Annotated in this window: 17 protein-coding genes; 13 read left to right on the forward strand and 4 right to left on the reverse strand. The window is 71.9% G+C overall.

Translation table 11 applies throughout. The annotated features are described in order from the left end of the window. Nucleotides 1-104: 104 nt before the first annotated feature. Genes ACFYY1_RS10850 through ACFYY1_RS10865 form a run of 4 tightly spaced genes read left to right on the forward strand, consistent with a single transcriptional unit; the run spans nt 105 to nt 3,788 of the window. Entirely contained in the window at nt 105-1,007 is a 903-nt protein-coding gene (locus ACFYY1_RS10850; protein ID WP_388583260.1) for an ABC transporter ATP-binding protein, read from the forward strand. 1 nt (nt 1,008) lies between these two features. Beyond that, complete coding sequence (locus tag ACFYY1_RS10855) at nt 1,009-1,800, forward strand: ABC transporter permease (RefSeq protein WP_388583262.1); 792 nt, start codon at nt 1,009-1,011, stop codon at nt 1,798-1,800. Nucleotides 1,801-1,831: 31 nt separating this feature from the next. Next, nucleotides 1,832-3,121, forward strand: a complete 1,290-nt coding sequence (locus ACFYY1_RS10860; protein ID WP_388583264.1) for a sensor histidine kinase — start codon at nt 1,832-1,834, stop codon at nt 3,119-3,121. A 19-nt stretch (nt 3,122-3,140) separates the two neighbouring features. Then, nucleotides 3,141-3,788: a response regulator gene (locus ACFYY1_RS10865; RefSeq protein WP_388583266.1), complete on the forward strand. Its 648-nt coding sequence runs from the start codon at nt 3,141-3,143 to the stop codon at nt 3,786-3,788. 44 nt (nt 3,789-3,832) lie between these two features. Here the strand turns inward: ACFYY1_RS10865 and glgX are convergent, their stop codons facing one another. Continuing rightward, nucleotides 3,833-6,043 carry a glycogen debranching protein GlgX gene (gene glgX, locus ACFYY1_RS10870; RefSeq protein ID WP_388583268.1) on the reverse strand — a complete coding sequence of 737 codons (2,211 nt, stop codon included), beginning with the start codon at nt 6,041-6,043 and terminating at the stop codon, nt 3,833-3,835. A 153-nt stretch (nt 6,044-6,196) separates the two neighbouring features. Here glgX and ACFYY1_RS10875 point away from each other — a divergent pair, with 153 nt between their 5' ends. From ACFYY1_RS10875 to ACFYY1_RS10905, 7 genes are all read left to right on the forward strand, one after another. Continuing rightward, complete coding sequence (locus ACFYY1_RS10875) at nt 6,197-7,423, forward strand: Ig-like domain-containing protein (protein WP_388583270.1); 1,227 nt, start codon at nt 6,197-6,199, stop codon at nt 7,421-7,423. A gap of 214 nt (nt 7,424-7,637) precedes the next feature. Then, nucleotides 7,638-8,882: an Ig-like domain-containing protein gene (locus ACFYY1_RS10880; RefSeq protein ID WP_388583272.1), complete on the forward strand. Its 1,245-nt coding sequence runs from the start codon at nt 7,638-7,640 to the stop codon at nt 8,880-8,882. Between the two features lie 87 nt (nt 8,883-8,969). Next, nucleotides 8,970-9,737, forward strand: a complete 768-nt coding sequence (locus ACFYY1_RS10885) for an enoyl-CoA hydratase/isomerase family protein (protein ID WP_388583274.1) — start codon at nt 8,970-8,972, stop codon at nt 9,735-9,737. 251 nt (nt 9,738-9,988) lie between these two features. Further along, the gene (locus ACFYY1_RS10890; protein ID WP_388583276.1) at nt 9,989-10,504 is read left to right on the forward strand and encodes an ATP-binding protein; all 516 of its coding nucleotides are present in this window, start codon (nt 9,989-9,991) and stop codon (nt 10,502-10,504) included. 387 nt (nt 10,505-10,891) lie between these two features. After that, a complete protein-coding gene (locus ACFYY1_RS10895; protein WP_388583278.1) occupies nt 10,892-11,710 on the forward strand; it encodes a polysaccharide deacetylase family protein in 819 nt (272 codons plus the stop codon). Beyond that, nucleotides 11,710-12,897: a beta-propeller fold lactonase family protein gene (locus ACFYY1_RS10900; protein ID WP_388583280.1), complete on the forward strand. Its 1,188-nt coding sequence runs from the start codon at nt 11,710-11,712 to the stop codon at nt 12,895-12,897. The genes ACFYY1_RS10895 and ACFYY1_RS10900 overlap by 1 nt, the downstream gene beginning before the upstream one ends. A 90-nt stretch (nt 12,898-12,987) precedes the next feature. Further along, a complete protein-coding gene (locus ACFYY1_RS10905; protein WP_388583498.1) occupies nt 12,988-13,611 on the forward strand; it encodes an ADP-ribosyltransferase in 624 nt (207 codons plus the stop codon). Between the two features lie 12 nt (nt 13,612-13,623). On the opposite strand, the gene ACFYY1_RS10910 is transcribed toward ACFYY1_RS10905, so the two are convergent. Then, nucleotides 13,624-14,262, reverse strand: a complete 639-nt coding sequence (locus ACFYY1_RS10910; protein ID WP_388583282.1) for a GNAT family N-acetyltransferase — start codon at nt 14,260-14,262, stop codon at nt 13,624-13,626. A gap of 166 nt (nt 14,263-14,428) precedes the next feature. On the opposite strand from ACFYY1_RS10910, the gene ACFYY1_RS10915 reads away from it, so the two are divergent. After that, nucleotides 14,429-14,644, forward strand: coding sequence for an EF-hand domain-containing protein (locus tag ACFYY1_RS10915; RefSeq protein WP_388583284.1), 216 nt, complete (start codon nt 14,429-14,431; stop codon nt 14,642-14,644). A 41-nt stretch (nt 14,645-14,685) separates the two neighbouring features. On the opposite strand, the gene ACFYY1_RS10920 is transcribed toward ACFYY1_RS10915, so the two are convergent. Together ACFYY1_RS10920 and ACFYY1_RS10925 are read right to left on the reverse strand one after the other, a co-directional pair. Continuing rightward, nucleotides 14,686-16,173 (reverse strand): carboxylesterase/lipase family protein, encoded by a 1,488-nt coding sequence (locus ACFYY1_RS10920; protein ID WP_388583286.1) that lies wholly within the window; start codon nt 16,171-16,173, stop codon nt 14,686-14,688. Nucleotides 16,174-16,444: 271 nt separating this feature from the next. Next, a complete protein-coding gene (locus ACFYY1_RS10925) occupies nt 16,445-17,938 on the reverse strand; it encodes a long-chain fatty acid--CoA ligase (RefSeq protein ID WP_388583288.1) in 1,494 nt (497 codons plus the stop codon). Nucleotides 17,939-18,112: 174 nt separating this feature from the next. Here ACFYY1_RS10925 and ACFYY1_RS10930 point away from each other — a divergent pair, with 174 nt between their 5' ends. Then, on the forward strand, nt 18,113-19,390 hold the full coding sequence (locus tag ACFYY1_RS10930; RefSeq protein WP_388583290.1) for a PucR family transcriptional regulator: 1,278 nt from the start codon (nt 18,113-18,115) through the stop codon (nt 19,388-19,390). Nucleotides 19,391-19,455: the final 65 nt, after the last annotated feature.

The following is a 19,455-nucleotide window of genomic DNA, read 5'->3' on the forward strand; positions in this document are numbered from 1 at the left end:
GCGGCGGGAGCGCAGGTCGTAGTCCGTATCAACCGATCGGCTGATGCCCCTTCGAGCGCGATGGACGATGGTGCGCCGGCCCCCGCGCCCCGATGCTCGGGTCCATGGCAATCATCGAAGTGAACGGGGTGCGGAAGGCGTACGCCGGGCGCACCGTGGTCGACTCAGTGAGCTTCGCCGTCGACGAGGGGGAGATCTTCGGGATCCTCGGCCCCAACGGCGCGGGCAAGACCACCACCGTCGAGTGCGTCGAGGGGCTGCGGGTCCCCGACGCCGGGACCGTCCGCGTCGCCGGACTCGACCCCGTCGCCGACCACGACCGGGTCACCCGGCTGCTCGGCGCCCAGCTCCAGGAGAGCGAGCTCCAGCCCAAACTCACCGTGGCCGAGGCGCTGGAGCTGTACAGCGCCTTCTACCCGGACCCCGCCGACTGGCGGGAGCTCGCCGAACGGCTGGGCCTGCACACCGTGTACGGCACCCGCTTCGCCAAGCTGTCCGGCGGTCAGAAGCAGCGGCTGTCCATCGCGCTCGCCCTGGTCGGCAACCCGCGCGTGGTGGTGCTCGACGAGCTGACCACCGGCCTGGACCCACGGGCCCGCCGGGACACCTGGAAGCTCATCGAGGACGTACGCGACAGCGGCGTCACCGTCCTGCTGGTCACCCACTTCATGGAGGAGGCCAGGCAGCTCTGCGACCGGATCGCCGTCATCGACAAGGGGAAGGTCGTCGCCCTCGACACCCCCTCCGGCCTGATCGGCAGCGCCGACGGCTCCACGGTCATCTCCTTCACCCCGTCGCGGCCGCTCACCGACGCCGAGCTGGAGCAACTGCCCGGCGCGGTCTCCGTGGCACGCAAGGACGAGCGGATCGAGATCAGCGGCACCGACGAGACGGTCAACGCCGTGATCTCCCTGCTGGCCCGGCACAGCATCACCGCACACCGGCTCCGTGTCTCGGAGGCGACGCTCGACGACGCCTTCCTCGACCTCACAGAACAGGCGGCCTGAGATGACCACGGTGAACGCGGCCACGGCCACCACGAAGCCCGCCCCCGCCCCCGCGTCCGCGCGCAAGGCGGTGCTCAGGTCCGAGACCCGGCTCTTCCTCCGCGAACCCGCCGCCCTGTTCTGGATCCTCGTCTTCCCGACCGGGCTCATGACGATCCTCGGCCTGATCCCCTCCTTCCGGGCCCCCGACGACGCGCTCGGCGGCCGGCGCGTCATCGACCTGTACGTGCCGGTGGCGGTGCTGCTCGCCATGATCATGTCCGGGCTGCAGGCCATGCCGCCCGTCCTCACCGGCTACCGCGAACGCGGCATCCTGCGCCGGATGTCCACCACTCCGGTACGTCCCTCCGCGCTGCTCACCGCGCAGATCGCCCTGCACGGCGCCGCCGCCCTCGGCTCCGCCGCACTGGCGATGGCCGTCGGACGGATCGCCTTCGGCGTCGAACTGCCCGCACAGCCCGTCGGCTACGTCCTGGCGCTGCTGCTGTCGACGGCGAGCGTGCTGACCCTCGGCGCACTGCTCTGCGCCCTCTCCCGTACGACCAAGGCGTCCGCCGGCATCGGTTCGGCCGTGAACCTGCTGATGATGTTCACCGCCGGTGTCTGGATCCCGGTGCAGAGCATGCCCGACACCCTGCGCGGCATCGTCCGGGTCACCCCGTTCGGCGCGGCGTCCGAGGCGCTGGACCGGGCGGTGTCCGGCAGCTGGCCCGGCCTGGCCCAGCTCGGTGTGATGGTGCTGTGGACCGCGCTGGTGACCTTCCTCGCGACCCGGCTGTTCCGGTGGGAGTGACCGGCGCGCCGGAGACGGGGAGACTGAACCCATGAAGGCGGGGGACACGGCAACGGCACACCGGAACGACGCGATGAGCGCCGAGCTGGGGTGGGAACGGTTCTTCCGGTACGGGCCCTACGGGTTCCTCGGCCTGAGCACCGTCGTCGTGGCCGTGACCGCCCCGCTCATCATGGACCGCGCGGACGTGTACGCCGTCGCGGCGCTGGTGCCGGCGGCTCTCGCCCTCCAGCTCTGGTGGGGGCGGGTCGGGCCGGCCGTTCCTCCCAGGTCACGGGCGTCGCAGTGCTACTTCGTCGCCCGCACCGCGCTCGCCTTCGCACTGACCTGGTGCAACCCCTTCTACTCGGTGTTCGCGATCCTCGGATACTTCGACACCGGCCGGCTGCTCCCGCGCCGGGCCGTGCGCCCCGGGCTGCTGGTCACCGCCGCCATCATGGCGGGCGCGCAGTGCGGCAGCGGCCTGCCGCCGGCCTCCCTGATGAACTGGGTCGCCTTCGCCGCCCTGTTCGGCCTGCACGGAACCCTGACCATGGTCTTCGCCAGGATCGGTGACCGCGAGGCCGACCACGCCCGTACCCAGGTCGACACCATCACCGAACTGGAGTCGGCCAACGCCCGGCTCGAACAGGCCCTGGCGGAGAACGCCGGACTGCACGCCCAGCTCCTGGTCCAGGCCCGCGAGGCGGGCGTCGCGGACGAGCGCCGCCGGCTCGCCGCCGAGATCCACGACACCCTGGCCCAGGGCCTGGCCGGCATCATCGCCCAGCTCCAGGTGGTGACCTCGATCGGCGACACCGACCCGGCGCTGGCCCGGGTGCACCTGGACCGCGCCGCCGCCCTCGCCCGGCACAGCCTCGGCGAGGCACGCCGCTCGGTCCACGACCTGGTCCCCGCCGCGCTGGAACACGACGACCTGCCGGGCGCGCTGAAGCGTACGGTCACCGACTGGTCCGAACGCCACGGGGTCCGGGCCGACTTCACCGTCACCGGCACCGTCGAGCCGGTCCATGACGAGATAGCCGCCACCCTCCTGCGGATCGCGCAGGAGGCCCTCGCCAATGTCGGCCGCCACGCCGGGGCCTCCCGGGCCGGAGTCACGCTGTCGTTCATGGGGGACGAACTCACCCTGGACGTACGGGACGACGGCTGCGGCTTCGATCCGGCCGCCCTGCCGCCGGCCGGTGGTGCGGGCGGTTTCGGGCTCGGCGGCATGCGGGCCCGCGCCGAACGCATCGCGGGCACCGTCGAGGTGGAGACGGAGCCGGGCCGGGGCACGGCGGTCAGCGCCCGGGTGCCCCTGGTCCGGCACAGCCGATGACCAGTACGGTTGTCCTGCCATGGCTCAGGAATCCGCACGCGTCATCACGCTCGTCGTCGTCGACGACCACCCTGTCGTACGGGACGGTCTGCGCGGCATGTTCGACTCGGCTCCGGACTTCGAGGTCCTCGGGGAGGCGTCGGACGGGGTCGAGGGGGTCGAGCTGGCGGTCCGGCTGGACCCCGATGTCGTCCTGATGGACCTGCGGATGCCGGGCGGCGGCGGAGTCGCCGCCATCGCCGAACTGGCCCGGCGCGGCGCCCGGTCCAAGGTGCTGGTCCTCACCACGTACGACACCGACTCCGACACCCTGCCCGCGATCGAGGCCGGCGCGACCGGCTATCTGCTCAAGGACGCGCCCCGCGACGAGCTGTTCACCGCCGTCCGCGCCGCCGCCGACGGCCGTACCGTGCTCTCGCCCGCCGTCGCCTCCCGGCTCATCTCACGGGTGCGCACCCCGGCGGCGGGCAGCGAGGCGCTGTCGGGCCGCGAGCGCGAGGTGCTCGAACTCGTCGCGAAGGGCACCTCGAACCGGGAGATCGCCGCCGAGCTGTTCATCAGCGAGGCCACCGTGAAGACCCATCTCACCCATGTCTTCGCCAAGCTGGGCGCCAAGGACCGGGCCGCCGCCGTCGCGATCGGCTACGACCGGGGCATCCTCGGCTGACCCCCGGCCGCACGCCCACCTGCCGCCCACCCCGCTCATTCCGCTCATTCGGTGACCCGCAGCAGCTGCACCGACCTGGCCGGCACGGCCAGCGTCCCGTCGCCCGGGTGGGCGGTGCCGGGAGCCGTGGCCTGGTCCTCCCGCGAGGTGTCCAGGACCAGCTCGTAGCTCCGCGCCCACGGCGGCCCGGGGAGCCGGAAACCGCACGGGCGGTGGCCGGCGTGCAGGACCGCCAGGAAGCTGTCGTCCGTGATCTGTTCGCCCCGCGCGTCCCGGCCGGGGATGTCGCGCCCGGAGAGGTAGAGCCCGACCGTGGCGGCCGGCGCGTACCAGTCCGCCTCCGTCATCTCCGTACCCCCCGCCGTGAACCACGCCAGGTCCCGCAGCCCGTCCGCCGCCTGCGGCAGCCCGGAGAAGAAGGCCCGGCGGCGCAGCACCGGATGGGCGCGGCGCAGCCGCAGCATCCGGGCCGTCAGCTCGGTCAGCGCCCGCCAGTCGGGCTGTTCGAGCAGCGACCAGTCCAGCCAGCCGATCTCGTTGTCCTGGCAGTACGCGTTGTTGTTGCCGCCCTGCGTACGGCCCATCTCGTCGCCCGCGACCAGCATCGGCACGCCCGTCGACAGCAGCAGCGTGGTCAGCAGATTGCGCAGCTGACGGCGGCGCAGCGCGTTGATCCCGGCATCCTCGCTCTCGCCCTCGGCGCCGCAGTTCCAGGCCCGGTTGTCGTCGGTGCCGTCCCGGTTGCCCTCGCCGTTGGCCTCGTTGTGCTTGCGCTCGTAGCTCACCAGGTCGCGCAGGGTGAAGCCGTCGTGCGCGGTGACGAAGTTGACCGAGGCGTACGGGCGCCGCCCGCCCCACGCGTAGAGGTCGCTTGACCCGGTCAGCCGGTAGCCGAGGTCCCGGACGTCGGGCAGGGCGCCGCGCCAGAAGTCCCGTACGGCGTCCCGGTAGCGGTCGTTCCACTCGGTCCACAGCGGCGGGAAGGCGCCCACCTGGTAACCGCCGCTGCCGACGTCCCACGGCTCGGCGATCAGCTTCACCCGGCGCAGCACCGGGTCCTGGGCGATCACCGCGAGGAACGGCGAGAGCATGTCGACGTCGTGCATGGAACGGGCCAGCGCGGCCGCCAGGTCGAAGCGGAAGCCGTCGACCCCCATCTCCGTCACCCAGTAGCGCAGCGAGTCCGTGATCAGCCGCAGCACCTGCGGCTGGACCACGTGCAGGGTGTTGCCGCAGCCGGTGTAGTCCGCGTACCTGCGGGCGTCGGGCTGGAGACGGTAGTAGCCCCGGTTGTCGATGCCGCGCAGCGACAGCATCGGACCGAGCTCGCCCGCCTCCGCCGTGTGGTTGTAGACCACGTCGAGGATCACCTCGATCCCCGCGTCGTGCAGCGCCCGCACCATCCGCTTGAACTCGCCGACCTGCTGGCCCGCGGTGCCGCTCGCCGAGTAGCCGGCGTGCGGGGCGAAGTAGCCGATGGAGTTGTAGCCCCAGTAGTTGTGCAGCCCGCGCCTCAGCAGATGGTCCTCGTGGGCGAACTGGTGCACCGGCAGCAGCTCCACCGCCGTCACCCCGAGCCGCCGGAGGTGCCCGACGGCCGCCGGATGGGCGAGACCGGCGTACGTGCCCCGCAGCTCCTCGGGGATCTCGGGGTGCAGCTTGGTGAAGCCGCGTACGTGCAGTTCGTAGATGACCGAGTCCGCCCACGGGGTCTTGGGCCTGCGGTCCTCGGCCCAGTCGTCGTCGTCATGGACCACGACGGCCTTGGGGACGTGCGGGGCGGAGTCCCGTTCGTCGCGGACGGTGTCGGCGACCTGCTGCTGCGGCCAGTCCCTCACATGGCCGTACACCTCGGCCGGAAGGGTGAAAGAGCCGTCCACCGCCCGTGCGTACGGATCGAGGAGCAGCTTCGCCGGGTTCCAGCGGGCCCCGGTCCAGGGGTCCCAGCGGCCGTGCACCCGGTAGCCGTAGCGCTGCCCCGGCCGTACACCCGGTACGAAGCCGTGCCGGATCTCATGGGTCAGCTCGGTCAGCGCGAGCCGCCGCTCGGTCCCGTCCTCGTCGAAGAGGCAGAGCTCGACCGCCTCCGAACCTCCAGCCCAGAGCGCGAAGTTGGTGCCCGCGACCCCGTCGGGACCCACCCGGAAACGGGCCCCCAGCGGCGTCGGGGCGCCGGGCCACACGGCGGGCGGCCGCCCCCGGCCGGCTGCCGTACCCGGCTCCTGCACCGCCTCCTGCTCGGCTGTGCTCGACACCTGCTCGCCTCCCGCGGCTCGTGGGGACCGGCACCGAAAAGGAGCGCACGGCGTCCCGGCCGCGGCTCCCCGAGTGTGGTCCTCCCCCTGTTTCTGCCCACCCGGACGCCCGCACTCACGTTTCCCCCGACCGGCCCCTGTCGTTGGGCGGGCGTGAACCACGTAGCGAAGAGGGCGGTGGCGAACCCGGCCACCGCGGCGACATGGGCGGGGCTGCTCGTCGTGCTGGCGGTACTGACCGGCTGCACCGGCGTCGGATCGATCTTCAGCGGGACGGCGGGCCCGCCGCAGGACGCGATCCAGGTCACCCCGCGGGACGGGGCGAAGAACATCGGCCCGGACGACCGGATCGGGGTGAAGGTCTCCGACGGCCGACTGGAGAGCGTGGCGGTGACCCGGATCGAGGACGCGCAGCGCCAGAAGGTGCCGGGCCGGATCGCGGACGACGGCCGGTCCTGGGCGCCCGAGGGCGGGGCGGGCCGGCTCAGGCTCGCCGCCAAGTACAGCGTGGACGCGGTGGCCGTGGACGGCTCGGGGAACCGCTCGGCCCGCCACACCACCTTCACTACGGCCGTGCCCGAGCACCGCTTCATCGGCTACTTCAAGCCGGAGAACCGCTCCACGGTCGGCACCGGGATGATCGTCTCCTTCGACTTCAACCGGCCGGTCACCAACCGCGCGGCGGTCCAGAAGGCCATCAGGGTGACGGCCGTGCCGCCGGTCGAGGTGGTGGGGCACTGGTTCGGCGGGAGCCGGCTCGACTTCCGCCCCGCCGCCTACTGGAAGCCGGGGACCGAGGTGACCGTCGACATGGCGCTGCGCGACGTGGAGGGCGCGCCGCATGTGTACGGCACCCAGGACAAGAAGGTCGTCTTCGAGATCGGCCGCTCCCAGACGTCCCTGGTCGACGCGGCCGCGCACACCATGGAGGTGCACCGCGAGGGCGAAGACGTCACCACCGTCCCGATCACGGCGGGCGCCGCGGGGAAGACGACCACGTACAACGGGAAGATGGTGGTCAGCGAGATGCGCGAGGTGACCCGGATGAACGGCCGCACGGTCGGCTTCGGCGGCGAGTACGACATCAAGGACGTCCCGCACGCCATCCGGCTCACCGATTCCGGCACCTTCCTGCACGGCAACTACTGGTCGGACGAGGACGTCTTCGGCTCTCAGAACGTCAGCCACGGCTGTGTCGGACTGCTCGACGTACAGGGCGGCGGCAGCGACACCCCGGCCGGCTGGTTCTACGACCGGACGCTCATCGGCGACGTGGTCGAGGTCGTCAACTCCAAGGACAAGAAGGTCGCGCCGGACAACGGGCTCGGTGGCTGGAACCTGGACTGGACCGGGTGGAGGGCCGGCTCCGCTCTCCGCTGATCCCCGTCGGCCCCGCCCCGCCCGGCCGCCGTCCGCGCCACCCGGCAGAGCCCCGGGACAACTTGGGACTGAACGGTGACATCCGGGGGGTCATTTCCCCACGCTCGGTGTGATTATCTTTCGCTGAGCGTGCATGTGCAGCGCGCGGGGGAGGGAGCCTTCGGGCTCCCGGGGGCCTTGGCGGGGCCAGGCCGTGTGAGGGGAGACGACCACATTGAACGGGCAGCCGATATCGGGGACATCGGCCGGGGCGAACGGCGTACGGGGCGGGCGAGGATCCACCGGACCGCTGGCTCTGGTTCTGGGTGCGCTGTTGTTGCTGGTGACGGCGTGCGGCGGGGGAGACGACGCCGGTGGCGGGAAGGGCGGCGCGGGGAAGGCCGAGGACACCTCGGCCTCGCAGGCCGTGGTGACCGTCGCGCCGAAGGACGGCGCGGACTCCGTCGCGACGAGCGGCGTGCTGAAGGTCTCGGCCGACCAGGGGAAGCTGACCACGGTCAAGGTCTCCGACCCCAAGGGCGCCGAGGTCGAGGGGAAGATCGCGGCCGACGGCGCCAGCTGGGCCCCGGACCAGCACCTGGCCGCCGCGACCAAGTACAAGGTCCACGCGGTCGCCAAGGACTCCAAGGGCCGTGAGTCGGCTAAGGACACCAGCTTCACCACGCTGGTCCCGCAGAACACCTTCATCGGGCAGTACACCCCGGAGGACGGTTCCACGGTCGGCGTCGGGATGCCCGTCTCGATCCACTTCACCCGGGGCATCACCGACCCGGAGGCGGTCGAGAACGCGATCAAGGTGACGGCGGAGCCGTCCGTCCCGGTCGAGGGCCACTGGTTCGGCAACGACCGGCTCGACTTCCGCCCCGAGGACTACTGGGCCGCGGGCACCAAGGTGACCGTGAAGCTCAACCTCGACGGCGTCGAGGGACGCCCGGGTGTCTACGGCAAGCAGGCCAAGACGATCTCCTTCACCATCGGCCGCAAGCAGGTCAGCACGGTCGACGCGAGCAGCCACCGGATGAAGGTCGTCCGCGACGACCAGCAGATCAAGGACATCCCGATCTCGGCGGGCGCCCCGGCGACCACCACGTACAACGGTCAGATGGTCATCAGCGAGAAGCTCAAGGTGACCCGGATGAACGGTGACACCGTCGGCTTCGGTGGCGAGTACGACATCAAGGACGTGCCGCACGCGATGCGTCTGTCCACCTCGGGCACCTTCATCCACGGCAACTACTGGGGCAACTCCGGCATCTTCGGCTCGACCAACACCAGCCACGGCTGCGTCGGTCTGCAGGACGTGCGCGGTGCCTGGTCCAAGAAGACCTCCGCCGCCTGGTTCTTCGACAACTCGCTCATCGGTGACGTCGTGGTCGTGAAGAACTCCAACGACAAGACGATCCAGCCGGACAACGGCCTCAACGGCTGGAACATGTCCTGGTCGGAGTGGACCAAGTAGTCCTTCGAGCACGTCGTACGGAGCGGGCCCGGTGCTGTGACCAACAGCACCGGGCCCGCCGTCGTTAGCGACGGTTAACCTGCCCCCATGACCGCAAACCTCGAAGTACGCGACGGCGTCGGCACGATCCTGCTGGACCGCCCGCCCATGAACGCCCTGGACGTCGCCACCCAGGACCGGCTGCGTGAACTGGCCGAGGAGGCGACCCGCCGCGACGACGTGCGCGCCGTGGTCCTCTACGGCGGCGAGAAGGTGTTCGCGGCGGGCGCGGACATCAAGGAGATGCAGGCGATGGACCATCCGGCGATGGTCGTACGGTCCAAGGCGCTGCAGGACTCGTTCACCGCGGTGGCCCGGATCCCCAAGCCCGTCGTCGCCGCCGTCACCGGCTACGCGCTGGGCGGCGGCTGCGAGCTGGCGCTCTGCGCCGACTTCCGCATCGCCGGCGACAACGCCAAGCTCGGCCAGCCCGAGATCCTGCTCGGCCTGATCCCGGGCGCGGGCGGCACCCAGCGCCTGGCCCGGCTGATCGGCCCCTCCCGCGCCAAGGACCTGATCTTCACCGGCCGCCACGTGCGGGCCGAAGAGGCCCTGGCGATCGGCCTGGTGGACCGGGTGGTGCCCGCCGCCGAGGTGTACGAGCAGGCGCACGCCTGGGCCGCCGCGCTGGCCAAGGGGCCGGCTCTGGCGCTGCGCGCCGCCAAGGAATCCATCGACGCCGGCCTGGAGACCGACATCGACACCGGGCTCACGATCGAGCGGAACTGGTTCGCCGGCCTGTTCGCCACCGAGGACCGGGAGCGCGGAATGCGCAGCTTCGTCGAAGAGGGTCCGGGCAAGGCCAAATTCCTCTGACCGAACGCCAGTTGGGCACAGACTGACGCGCGTTCATCCGTGCGGGCGGATTAGCTGGGCCTTAAGACAACCTTAAGGCCCAGCACCCCGATGAGCCCGCAGATCCCGCTCCGAGGGTGTATCCGTGCAGGTCAGATGGGTTGCGGCGACCTGCATCCTGCCAATGGCATATGACTGTCGACCTTCATGGAACGGCGGGTTCCGGGGCGCGGATTCCTTCGGAACGGCCCCGGCACGCCCGTCTTGCGGCCATGATGGTGTCCATGGCGGGCCTGGAGGGTGTGGAACAGCCGCGACCGCACAGCGGTGCGACAGCGGCGCGGTGGATGCCGACCACGGAGGATGAACAGGCGTTCAAGGCACTGGAGTTGTTCGGTAATCCGGCGGAGGGCGAAGTCCGGTTACCCTCCCGTCCGGAGTCCGCGGCCACCGCCCGGCGGCTCACCTCGTGCGTGGTGCTGCGTCAGTGGGCGCTCTCCCCGCAGACCGCCGAATACGCCGTGCTGCTCGTCTCGGAGCTCGTCGGCAACGCGGTGCGGCACACCGGCGCCCGGGTCTTCGGGCTGCGGATGATGCGCCGCCGCGGCTGGATCAGGATCGAGGTGCGCGACCCCTCGCGCGGGCTGCCCTGCCTGATGCCCGTTCAGCCGATGGACATCAGCGGACGGGGCCTCTTCCTCGTCGACAAGCTCTCCGACCGCTGGGGCGTGGATCTGCTGCCGCGCGGCAAGACCACCTGGTTCGAGATGCGGATCTCCGACCGCTGACCCCGGCCGACGGGGCCGTACCCGTGCCCTGCCCGCGCCTGCCCGTGCCCGCAAACCACAGCAGCCCCCGTCCGCCGTGGTGGGGCGCTTCGGGGGCTGCTGTGTGGGGGCCGCGAAATGGGGGGTGTGTTCGCGGCCGCTTGTGACGACCGGGCTCGGGTCATGCGGTCGTGTGACCGACTATGGCAGACGGGCGACCACCCCGCCAAAGGTGCAATCGATGCATCTGCTGCCATAGTGGGACATTCTCCAGGTGAATCGCAGGTGTGATGGGTCACTTGCCTGCAAAAGTGTGAATATTTATGGGATTGAGTGAGTGATTCATTCGGTTCGCCCATATGTCGAAATTGTTATTTCTGTCTCATTCCGCACCTACTGTGTCTGTACATGAACGTCTCCGACATTCCGGTGCACCGTCGCGGCGCCCTGCGCGCGGGAGCAGGGGCTGCCCTTGCCGGTGTCCTCACCGCCGGATGCGCGGACCGCGATGCCGACGGCGCGCCGGCCGGGACCGTCACGGACACGGTGAGCCCGAAGAACCAGGCCGGCGCGACCACCCGGCCCCCGTCCCCGAACCCCGCCCCCGGACCGCACCGCTTCCCCGGGCAGCCGGTCCAGATCGACCACGGCCCCCGCGATCGCGCCCGCGTCGCCCTCACCTTCCACGGCCAGGGCGACCCCGCCATCGCCCGCACCGTGCTCGCCGAGGCCGAACGGGCCCACGCCCGGGTCACCGTCCTCGCCGTCGGCAGCTGGCTCGACGAACACCCCGGCATGGCCCGGCGCATCCTCGACGGCGGCCACGAACTCGGCAACCACACCCAGCACCACACCGACATCTCCTCGATGGGCGAGGCCGAGGCGTACGCGGAGATCAGCGGCTGCGCCCAGCGGCTGCGCAGGCTCACCGGCTCCATCGGCACCTGGTTCCGCCCCTCGCGCACCCGCGACGCCACCCCGCTCGTCCAGCGGCTGGCCGCCAGGGCGGGCTACCCGCACGTCCTCTCGTACGACGTGGACTCCCTCGACTTCACCTCTCCCGGCGCCGCGGCCGTCACCCGCAAGGTGGCCGGGGAGATCCGTAACGGATCGGTGGTGAGCCTGCACTTCGGCTACGCGGACACGGTCGCCGCGCTGCCCCTCCTCCTCACCGAAATCGACCGCCGCCGACTGCGCGCGGTGACGACCACGGAGCTGCTGACCTGATGTCTCCCTCCACCAAGCACACCGCGGCCCTGCTCGGGGGCGTCCTGCTGGCCGTACTCACCGGCTGCGGCACCTCCGCCGAGAAGACGAACGTCCAGGCCGTCGGCAGCGAGGCCGCCCGGCCAGCCGAATCCGAACGCGTCGCACCGCCCGCACCTCCGGGGCTCCCCGGGATGCCCCCGGTGCTCGACGCCAAGGACGTCTACTCGGCCGACCGGGGAAAGCTGTCCCCGGAGGTCAAGGACTTCCCGTCCCGGGTGTACGTCCCCAACACCAACTCCGACACCGTGTCCGTGATCGACCCCGCCACGTACAAGGTCATCAAAACCATCAAGGTCGGCCGCCAGCCGCAGCACGTCGTCCCCTCGTGGGACCTGAAGACCCTCTGGGTCAACAACGACATCGGCGACAGCCTCACCGCCATCGACCCGGCCACCGGGAAGACCGGTCCCACGGTGCCGGTCTCCGACCCGTACAACCTCTACTTCACCCCGGACGGCAAGTACGCCGTGGTGATGGCCTCGATGGACCGTCAGCTGGTCTTCCGCGACGCCCACACCATGAAGACGGCCAAGACCGTCCCGGTCGACTGCGCGGGCGTCAACCACGCCGACTTCTCCGCCGACGGCCGGTACTTCATCGTCTCCTGCGAGTTCTCCGGCGAACTCCTCAAGGTCGACACCGCGAAGATGAAGGTCGTCGGTCAGCAGAAGCTGCCGCTGAGCGGCGCGATGCCGCAGGACGTGAAACTGTCGCCGGACGGCGGGACGTTCTACATCGCGGACATGATCGCCGACGGGATCTGGGTGCTGGACGGGAAGAAGTTCACCACCCCGAAGCTGCTGCGCACGGGCAAGGGCACCCACGGCCTCTACGTCAGCCGCGACTCCAAGGAGATGTACATCTCCAACCGCGGCGAGGGCACCATCTCCGTCTTCGACTTCGCACAGCGCAAGCTGGCGAAGAAGTGGCGGCTGCCCGGCGGCGGCAGCCCCGACATGGGCGGGGTCTCGGCGGACGGCAAGGTCCTCTGGCTGAGCGGACGTTACGACGCCGAGGTGTACGCGATCGACACCGCCTCCGGCAAGCAGCTGGCCCGTATCCCGGTGGGCAGCGGCCCGCACGGGCTCGCCGTCTACCCGCAGCCGGGGCGCTACTCGCTCGGCCACACCGGCGTCTTCCGCTGACCGCCCGGCGTCAACACCACGCCTGACACGCTCGCGTTCGGGTGACGCTCCCCGGCCCGGCGCCGCACCGCCGCGACAGTGACCATCATGATGATCACTTCTCGACTGCGGCGCCGGGCCGCACTCGCCGTTCTCTCCCTCTCCGCCGTCCTCGTCCCGGCCGCCGCCACGGAGGCCGCCCCCGCGCTCGCCCCCACTGCCGCGGCCGCCCCCGCCGCCGCGGTCAAGCCCGGCAGCTGTCCGGCCGTCGCCGACCACCTCTTCGCCGCCGCCGACCCGGTGGACCTCGACCGGATCACCCCGCAGCCCTCGTGGCGGGCCGACTGCCGCCAGCTCTACCGGGCGGACGGCCGGGGCCCGGCGACCATCTTCGACGAGGGCTTCCACGCCAGGGACATCGATTACGGCCAGTACGACCTGGAGAAGTACGTCCTGGTCAACCAGCCGTCGCCGTTCGTCTCCACCACGTACGACCACGACCTGTACAAGAAGTGGAAGAGCGAGTTCAACTACTACATCGACGCCCCCGGCGGCATCGACGTGAACAAGACGATCGGCGACACCCACAAGTACGCCGACCAGGTGGAGGTCGCCTTCCCCGGCGGCGTCGACCGGGAGTTCATCGTCGGGGCGTGCCCGATCGACCGGGCGACCAAGACCGAGATCATGAACGAGTGCGTCGACAACCCGCACTACAAGCCGTGGCGCAGCTGATCCGGCGCACGGTCACCCCATGACGAACAGGGCCTCCGAGCCCACCGGCCGGTAGCCCGCCGCCTGGAACGTCCGCACACTGCGGGCGTTCCCCGGCGACTGCTGGGCCCACACCACCGCGTCCGGCACCAGCTGCCGGGCCGCCCGCGCGAGCCGCTCGCCCAGCCGCCGGCCGCGCGCCTCCTCGGCCACCTCGACCGCGGTCTCCCAGCGGCCCGCCACGCCCCGGCCGAGGATCACCACACCGCCGTCGGCGGACCAGACCCGCACCTCGTCGCGGTACTTCATCGCCCGCGCCACCCGTGGATGCTCCGGGTCCTCGATCTCCCGCAGCTCGATCTCCGGGGTGCCGGGCAGCGCGGGGGCGACCGTCAGCAGGTCGACGGTGTTCATGTGCCGGCCGGTCCGGGCCAGCAGCGCGTTCAGGAAGTGCGGGTTCATCGTCGCGGCGAGCTCGTCGCCAGGCGTCTCGGCCAGCACGGCCCGCACCCAGTCGGGGTCCTCGTCGGTGAAGACCACCGAGTGCGCGGTGAACGCCAGCACCCCGGCGTCCCGGCCCGAGGGCTGCCGCACCACGGTCGTCGAACCGTCCGGCGGGGGAAACCGCCCGTCCGCCGAGGCCGTCAGAATCCGTGCCAGCGCGTCGTCCATCGGTGTCCCGCTTCCCCGTCCGGTCCGTGGTCCGCCGGGCGGCGGACTCCCCCCACGCATGATCGACTACCGGCCGCCGCGAACGCCATCGGTCACGACCGTTAATCTGGCCCCCGTCGGTCAGGCATTGGCCAGGCATTGAACAGGGATGAGAAGGGGCGGAACCGTGGCGGACATAGAGTCGGCGCGCAAGGCATTCGAGCGGTTCGATCTGAACGGCGACGGGCTGATCTCGGCCGCCGAGTACAAGAGCGTGATGGCGCAGCTCGGTGACCCCTACGTCACCGAGACGGTGGCCCAGGCCGTCATCAACTCGCACGACGCCAACAGCGACGGGCTGCTCACGTTCGACGAGTTCTGGGCGGCCCAGAACAAGGACTGAGTCCCGCAGGACCCCCGGCCTCCCGGGCCGGGGGCCGCCGTTCAGGCGCTCTCGCGGTACGGAGACCAGCCGCGCAGCTCCTCGTCGCGCGGGGCCCGCACCACGGCGGGCCTGCCGGGGCCGAAGCCCATCACCGGGCGCGAGGCGTCCCAGGCCGGCCAGCCGGGGTCGCCGGACGTGGCGAACGCCACCCAGGCCGCGTGCATCGCGTCGGCCAGCTCCTGCGGGGCGTCCGGACCGGCCAGCGCCACCGCGTCGGGTTTGTCCAGCGTGTCGAAGACGAAGCCGATCTCCAGCGCGTGACAGGCGCCCAGCCGCAGCACCGGGGACGGCCAGCCGAACTCGTAGACATGGGTGCTCCCCGGCCCGTCCGCACGGGCGTCGGCCACCCGGTTCAGCGGGACCCGCAGCAGCAGATCGGTGGCGAGCGCCCCGAGCAGCTCACCCGGCGTGGCACCCGGCCGGTTCGCCCGGTACGTACGCGTCGTGGCGCCCGGGACCTTGAACTTCAGCAGGGCCAGCCTGAGCTTGAACGCGGACAGCCGTTCCGTCAGACCGCTGGGCACGAACCAGAGCCGGTACTCCTCGCTGTTCGAGCCCAGCAGCAGATCGACACCGGACGCGGCGCCGTCCAGCAGCGCTTCGAGCGGATCGTGGGGCAACAGATCGCCGTCCACCACGATCTGGAAGGAATTCCCGCCGGTCAGCGGTGAGCCGCCGGCCGTCACCGCGGTCTGCGCGGCCAGCAGCGCGGCCGGATCCACCGCGGCCAGCGCCCCGGCCGTCGCCGCCACCCCGAGCCGCTTGGCGATCAGCTCCGTGGTGCGCCGGGCGCCCGCGCCGAGCGGCAGCGCGGTCGGTGCACCGCTCTGCAGCACGGCCCGCCGGAACAGGCCCCTGGCCCGAGGGGCGGCCAGCAGGGCGCCGATGCTGATCGCCCCCGCCGACTCGCCGCACACCGTGACCAGGTCCGGATCGCCGCCGAACGCCGCGATGTTCTCCCGCACCCAGCTCAGGGCCGCGATCTGGTCGAGCAGTCCCCGGTTGGCGGGCGCGTCCGGGAACACCCCGAACCCCTCCACGCCGAGCCGGTAGTTGACCGACACCAGGACCACCCCGTCCCGGGCGAACGCGGTCCCGTCGTACAGCGGAACCGCCGACGAGCCGTGCAGCAGCGAACCGCCGTGGATCCAGACGATGACGGGCAGCCCGGTGGCGTCCGGGGACGGCGTCCACACATTGAGGTTGAGGCAGTTGTCGCCCGGTACGTCGGGGTCGGGCAGCAGCCGGTCCAGCGGCGGGTCGTACGGCCGCTTGGGTGCGGTCGGCCCGAACGCCACCGCGTCCCGCACCCCTTCCCACGGCTCGGGCGGTCCGGGGGCCCGGAAGCGCAGGGCACCGACCGGCGCGGCGGCGTACGGGATGCCGCGGAAGACGGCGACGCCCTGCTCCAGCGTGCCGCGCACCGCCCCGTGGACCGTGCTGACCCGGGGTGAGGTCCCGGGTATCGGAGTGGGTACGGCAGACATGTGGTTCAGCCCTTCTGGGGTGCGATCGCGGACCGGTGACCGATATGTGTACCCAGTCCGGGGCCGCGTCGACCCGGACCGGATCCGCCGCCGTGGCGGGGCGGGGTCCAAGGGCTGTCCCGTATTCCCTGGCGGGCGCGCGACGACGGCCACGGCACCTCGCCGCGTTGTCGGGACGCCCGAATACATCCAGTATTCGGGCGTCCCTCCGCCTTGCGATGCACCGCGTCCGACGCCGCACGCTGATCCACCAGGGATCACGGGACAGCCCTTAGGCGGACGGGGCCGCCGTCAGGGCCCGCTTGAGCACCTTGCCGGTCGGGCCCAGCGGCAGCGACCCGGTGAAGCGCACGATGCGCGGGTACTTGTGCCGCCCGAGCCGCTCCCTGGACCAGGTGATGAGCTCCTGCTCCGTCACCGCCTCCGAGCCGGCCCGCAGCACGACGACCGCGCAGATCTCCTCGCCGCGCGCCTCGTCGGGCACACCGATCACCGCGACCTCGGAGACCGCCGGGTGCCGGACCAGCACCTCCTCGACCTCACGCGGGTAGATGTTGAAGCCGCCCCGGATGACCAGGTCCTTCTTCCGGTCGACGATGCTCAGGAAGCCGTCCTCGTCCCGGACCCCGAGATCCCCGGTGCGGAACCAGCCGTCGACCACCGCCCTGGCCGTCGCCGCCGGATCGTCGAGATACCCGGCGAACACGTTGTGGCCGCGCACCACGACCTCGCCGACCTCGCCGTCCGGGAGCAGCACCACGGTCTCCTCCACCGCCGCGTCCGCCACCCCGACCTCCACGCCCCACACCGGGTGGCCGACGGTGCCGGGGCGGCGGCCGATCTCCGGCTGGTTGAAGGTGGCCACCGGGGAGGTCTCGGTCAGCCCGTAACCCTCCAGGACCTGCGTCGCGAAGGTCTCCTCGAAGCGTTCGAGCACGGCGACGGGCAGGGCCGCACCGCCCGAGACGGCCGCGCGCAGGGTGGGACGCGTCGACCCGTCCTGCGCCGCCGCCTCCACGAGGGCGTGGTACATCGTCGGTACGCCCATGAAGACGCTCACGCCCTCGGCCGCCAGCAGCTCCAGCGCCCCCGCGCCGCTGAAGCGCGGCATGAGCACCAGCGTCGCCCCGGCCCGCAGCGTCGCGTTCATCGCACAGGTCTGCCCGTAGGTGTGGAACAGCGGCAGACAGCCGAGGACCACGTCGTCGACGTCCAGCCGCAGCAGGTCGTGGGCGACCACGGAGGCGTTCAGCACGATGTTGAGGTGGGTGAGCAGCGCCCCCTTGGGCCGCCCGGTCGTGCCACTGGTGTAGAGGATCACCGCGGTGTCCTCCGGGGCCGCCGGCTCCGCCGCGGGCAGCGGGTCGCCGCCCTCCGGCACGCCCCGCACGGCCCGGACCCCCGCGGCGCGTGCCCCCTCCTCGGCGACCGGCCACATCGGACCGCCGCCGATCAGCGCGACGGAACCGCTGTGCCGCAGCACGTACGCCACCTCGTCGGCCACCAGCAGCCCGTGCACCGGCACCACCGTCGCCCCGGCGGCCAGCGCGCCGAAGTACGCGTACAGGAAGTCCGCCGAGTTGGGCAGCAGCACCGCGACCCGGTCGCCCGGCCGGACCCCCGAGGCCCGCAGCGCGCCCGCGCAGCGCAGCGTTCCGTCCCACAGCTCGCGGTAGGTGATCCGGGTGCCCGAATCGACCACGGCCACGCGGTCGGGATGCTTGCGGGCCGACTCGCGCAGGACGATGGCGACGCTGAGAAACATGACACGCTCCAGGAAACATGGCGTTCACACGGCTCTTCCCGCCCAGAATCGGCCGTGGCCCCGGCTCCGCACAATGTGCAGGTGCCCACCATGCGCACCGCCGACCTGGGCAGCGGCCACGTGGAGAGACACATGGCGAGGCATCCGCATAGCGCGGGCGTTAATCTTCGGGGCATGGCGCAGAACCCGCGTGCCCCCGCCCCTCGTACCGGCGACGACGGTGAGCTGCGCCGCGCCCTGGCCACCGCCCTCCTGCCGGGGATCGACGAACTGACCCGGCGGGTCGTCGACGACATCCACGCGCACAGCGGTACGTACGCCTCCGGCTCGCCCGTCAGCCGGGACGACCTGTGGGGGATCTGCCGGGACAACCTGCTGCGCGCGGTGGAGGACTTCGGCGGGCTGCCGTCCAGCGGGGGCGACGGCGAGCACGCGGCGCGCGAGACGGGGCGGCGGCGCGCGGAGCAGGGCGTGCCGCTGGACACCGTGCTCCAAGCCTACCGGCGCGGTGGGCGGGTGATGTGGCAGGTGATGGCCGAACATCTGCGGGCGAGTCGCGGGGCACCGGACGCCGTGGGGCCGGTCGCGGGCGACCGGGACACCGAGCTGGACATGGCGGGCGCCGTCTGGGAGACCATCGACCGCTCCTCGCTGGTCATGGCCGAGTCGTACCGGCTCACCCAGCTGGAGATGCAGGGCCGGCAGGACACCCGCCGCGTCGCCCTCTTCGAGGCCCTGCTCGACGGTCGCGGCGACGACCCGGCGGTCGCGGCGGCGGCCTCCGCCGCGCTGGGCGTGCCGCTCCACGACCGGTACGTGATCGTCGTCGCCGCCCAGGACCCGGCCGCGCCGCCCAACCCGGCACCCGTCCTCGAAGAGCACGGGATCTGGTCCTTCTGGCGGCCCCGGTCGGGCCGGTACGCGGGCATCGTGCGGCTGGCGGCCGCAGGGGACTCCGGTGTCCTGCTCGACCTGCTGCGCCACCGCACCGGCGCCACCGCGGGCGTGTCACCGGAGTTCGACCGGCTGGCCAGGGCGGGGCGGGCGCTGCGGCTGGCCGAGCAGGCGCTGCGCACGCTGCCCGCCAAAAGCGGTGCGGCGGCGGCCTTCGACGACCGGCTCGCCGAGGTGCTCCTGGTCGGCCGGCCGGAGATCGCCGAGCGCCTCGTGACCACGCGGCTGGGCGGCGTACTGGACATGGCGGCCGAACGCGACGTGCTGCTCGGCACGCTCCGGGTCTGGCTCGACCACGGCTGCTCGGCGGCGCGGGCGGCCGAGCTGCTCTACTGCCACCGCAACACGGTCCTCAACCGGATCGGCCGGATCGCCGAACTCACCGGCGCCTCGGCGGAGTCGGGCGAGGTACGGCTGGGCTGGGCACTGGCCCTGCGGGCGCTGCCGCTGCTGGCCGGCGAAGACGAACAGGCTGCGGGAGAAAGCGACTTGGGGTAGTTCAGGGCATGGGGTGCGCGGGACCGGAGGCCGTGGCCGGCCCCCGGTCGGCGGCTCCCGCACGG

The organism is Streptomyces sp. NPDC001890, assembly GCF_042891445.1.
Lineage (GTDB): Bacteria > Actinomycetota > Actinomycetes > Streptomycetales > Streptomycetaceae > Streptomyces.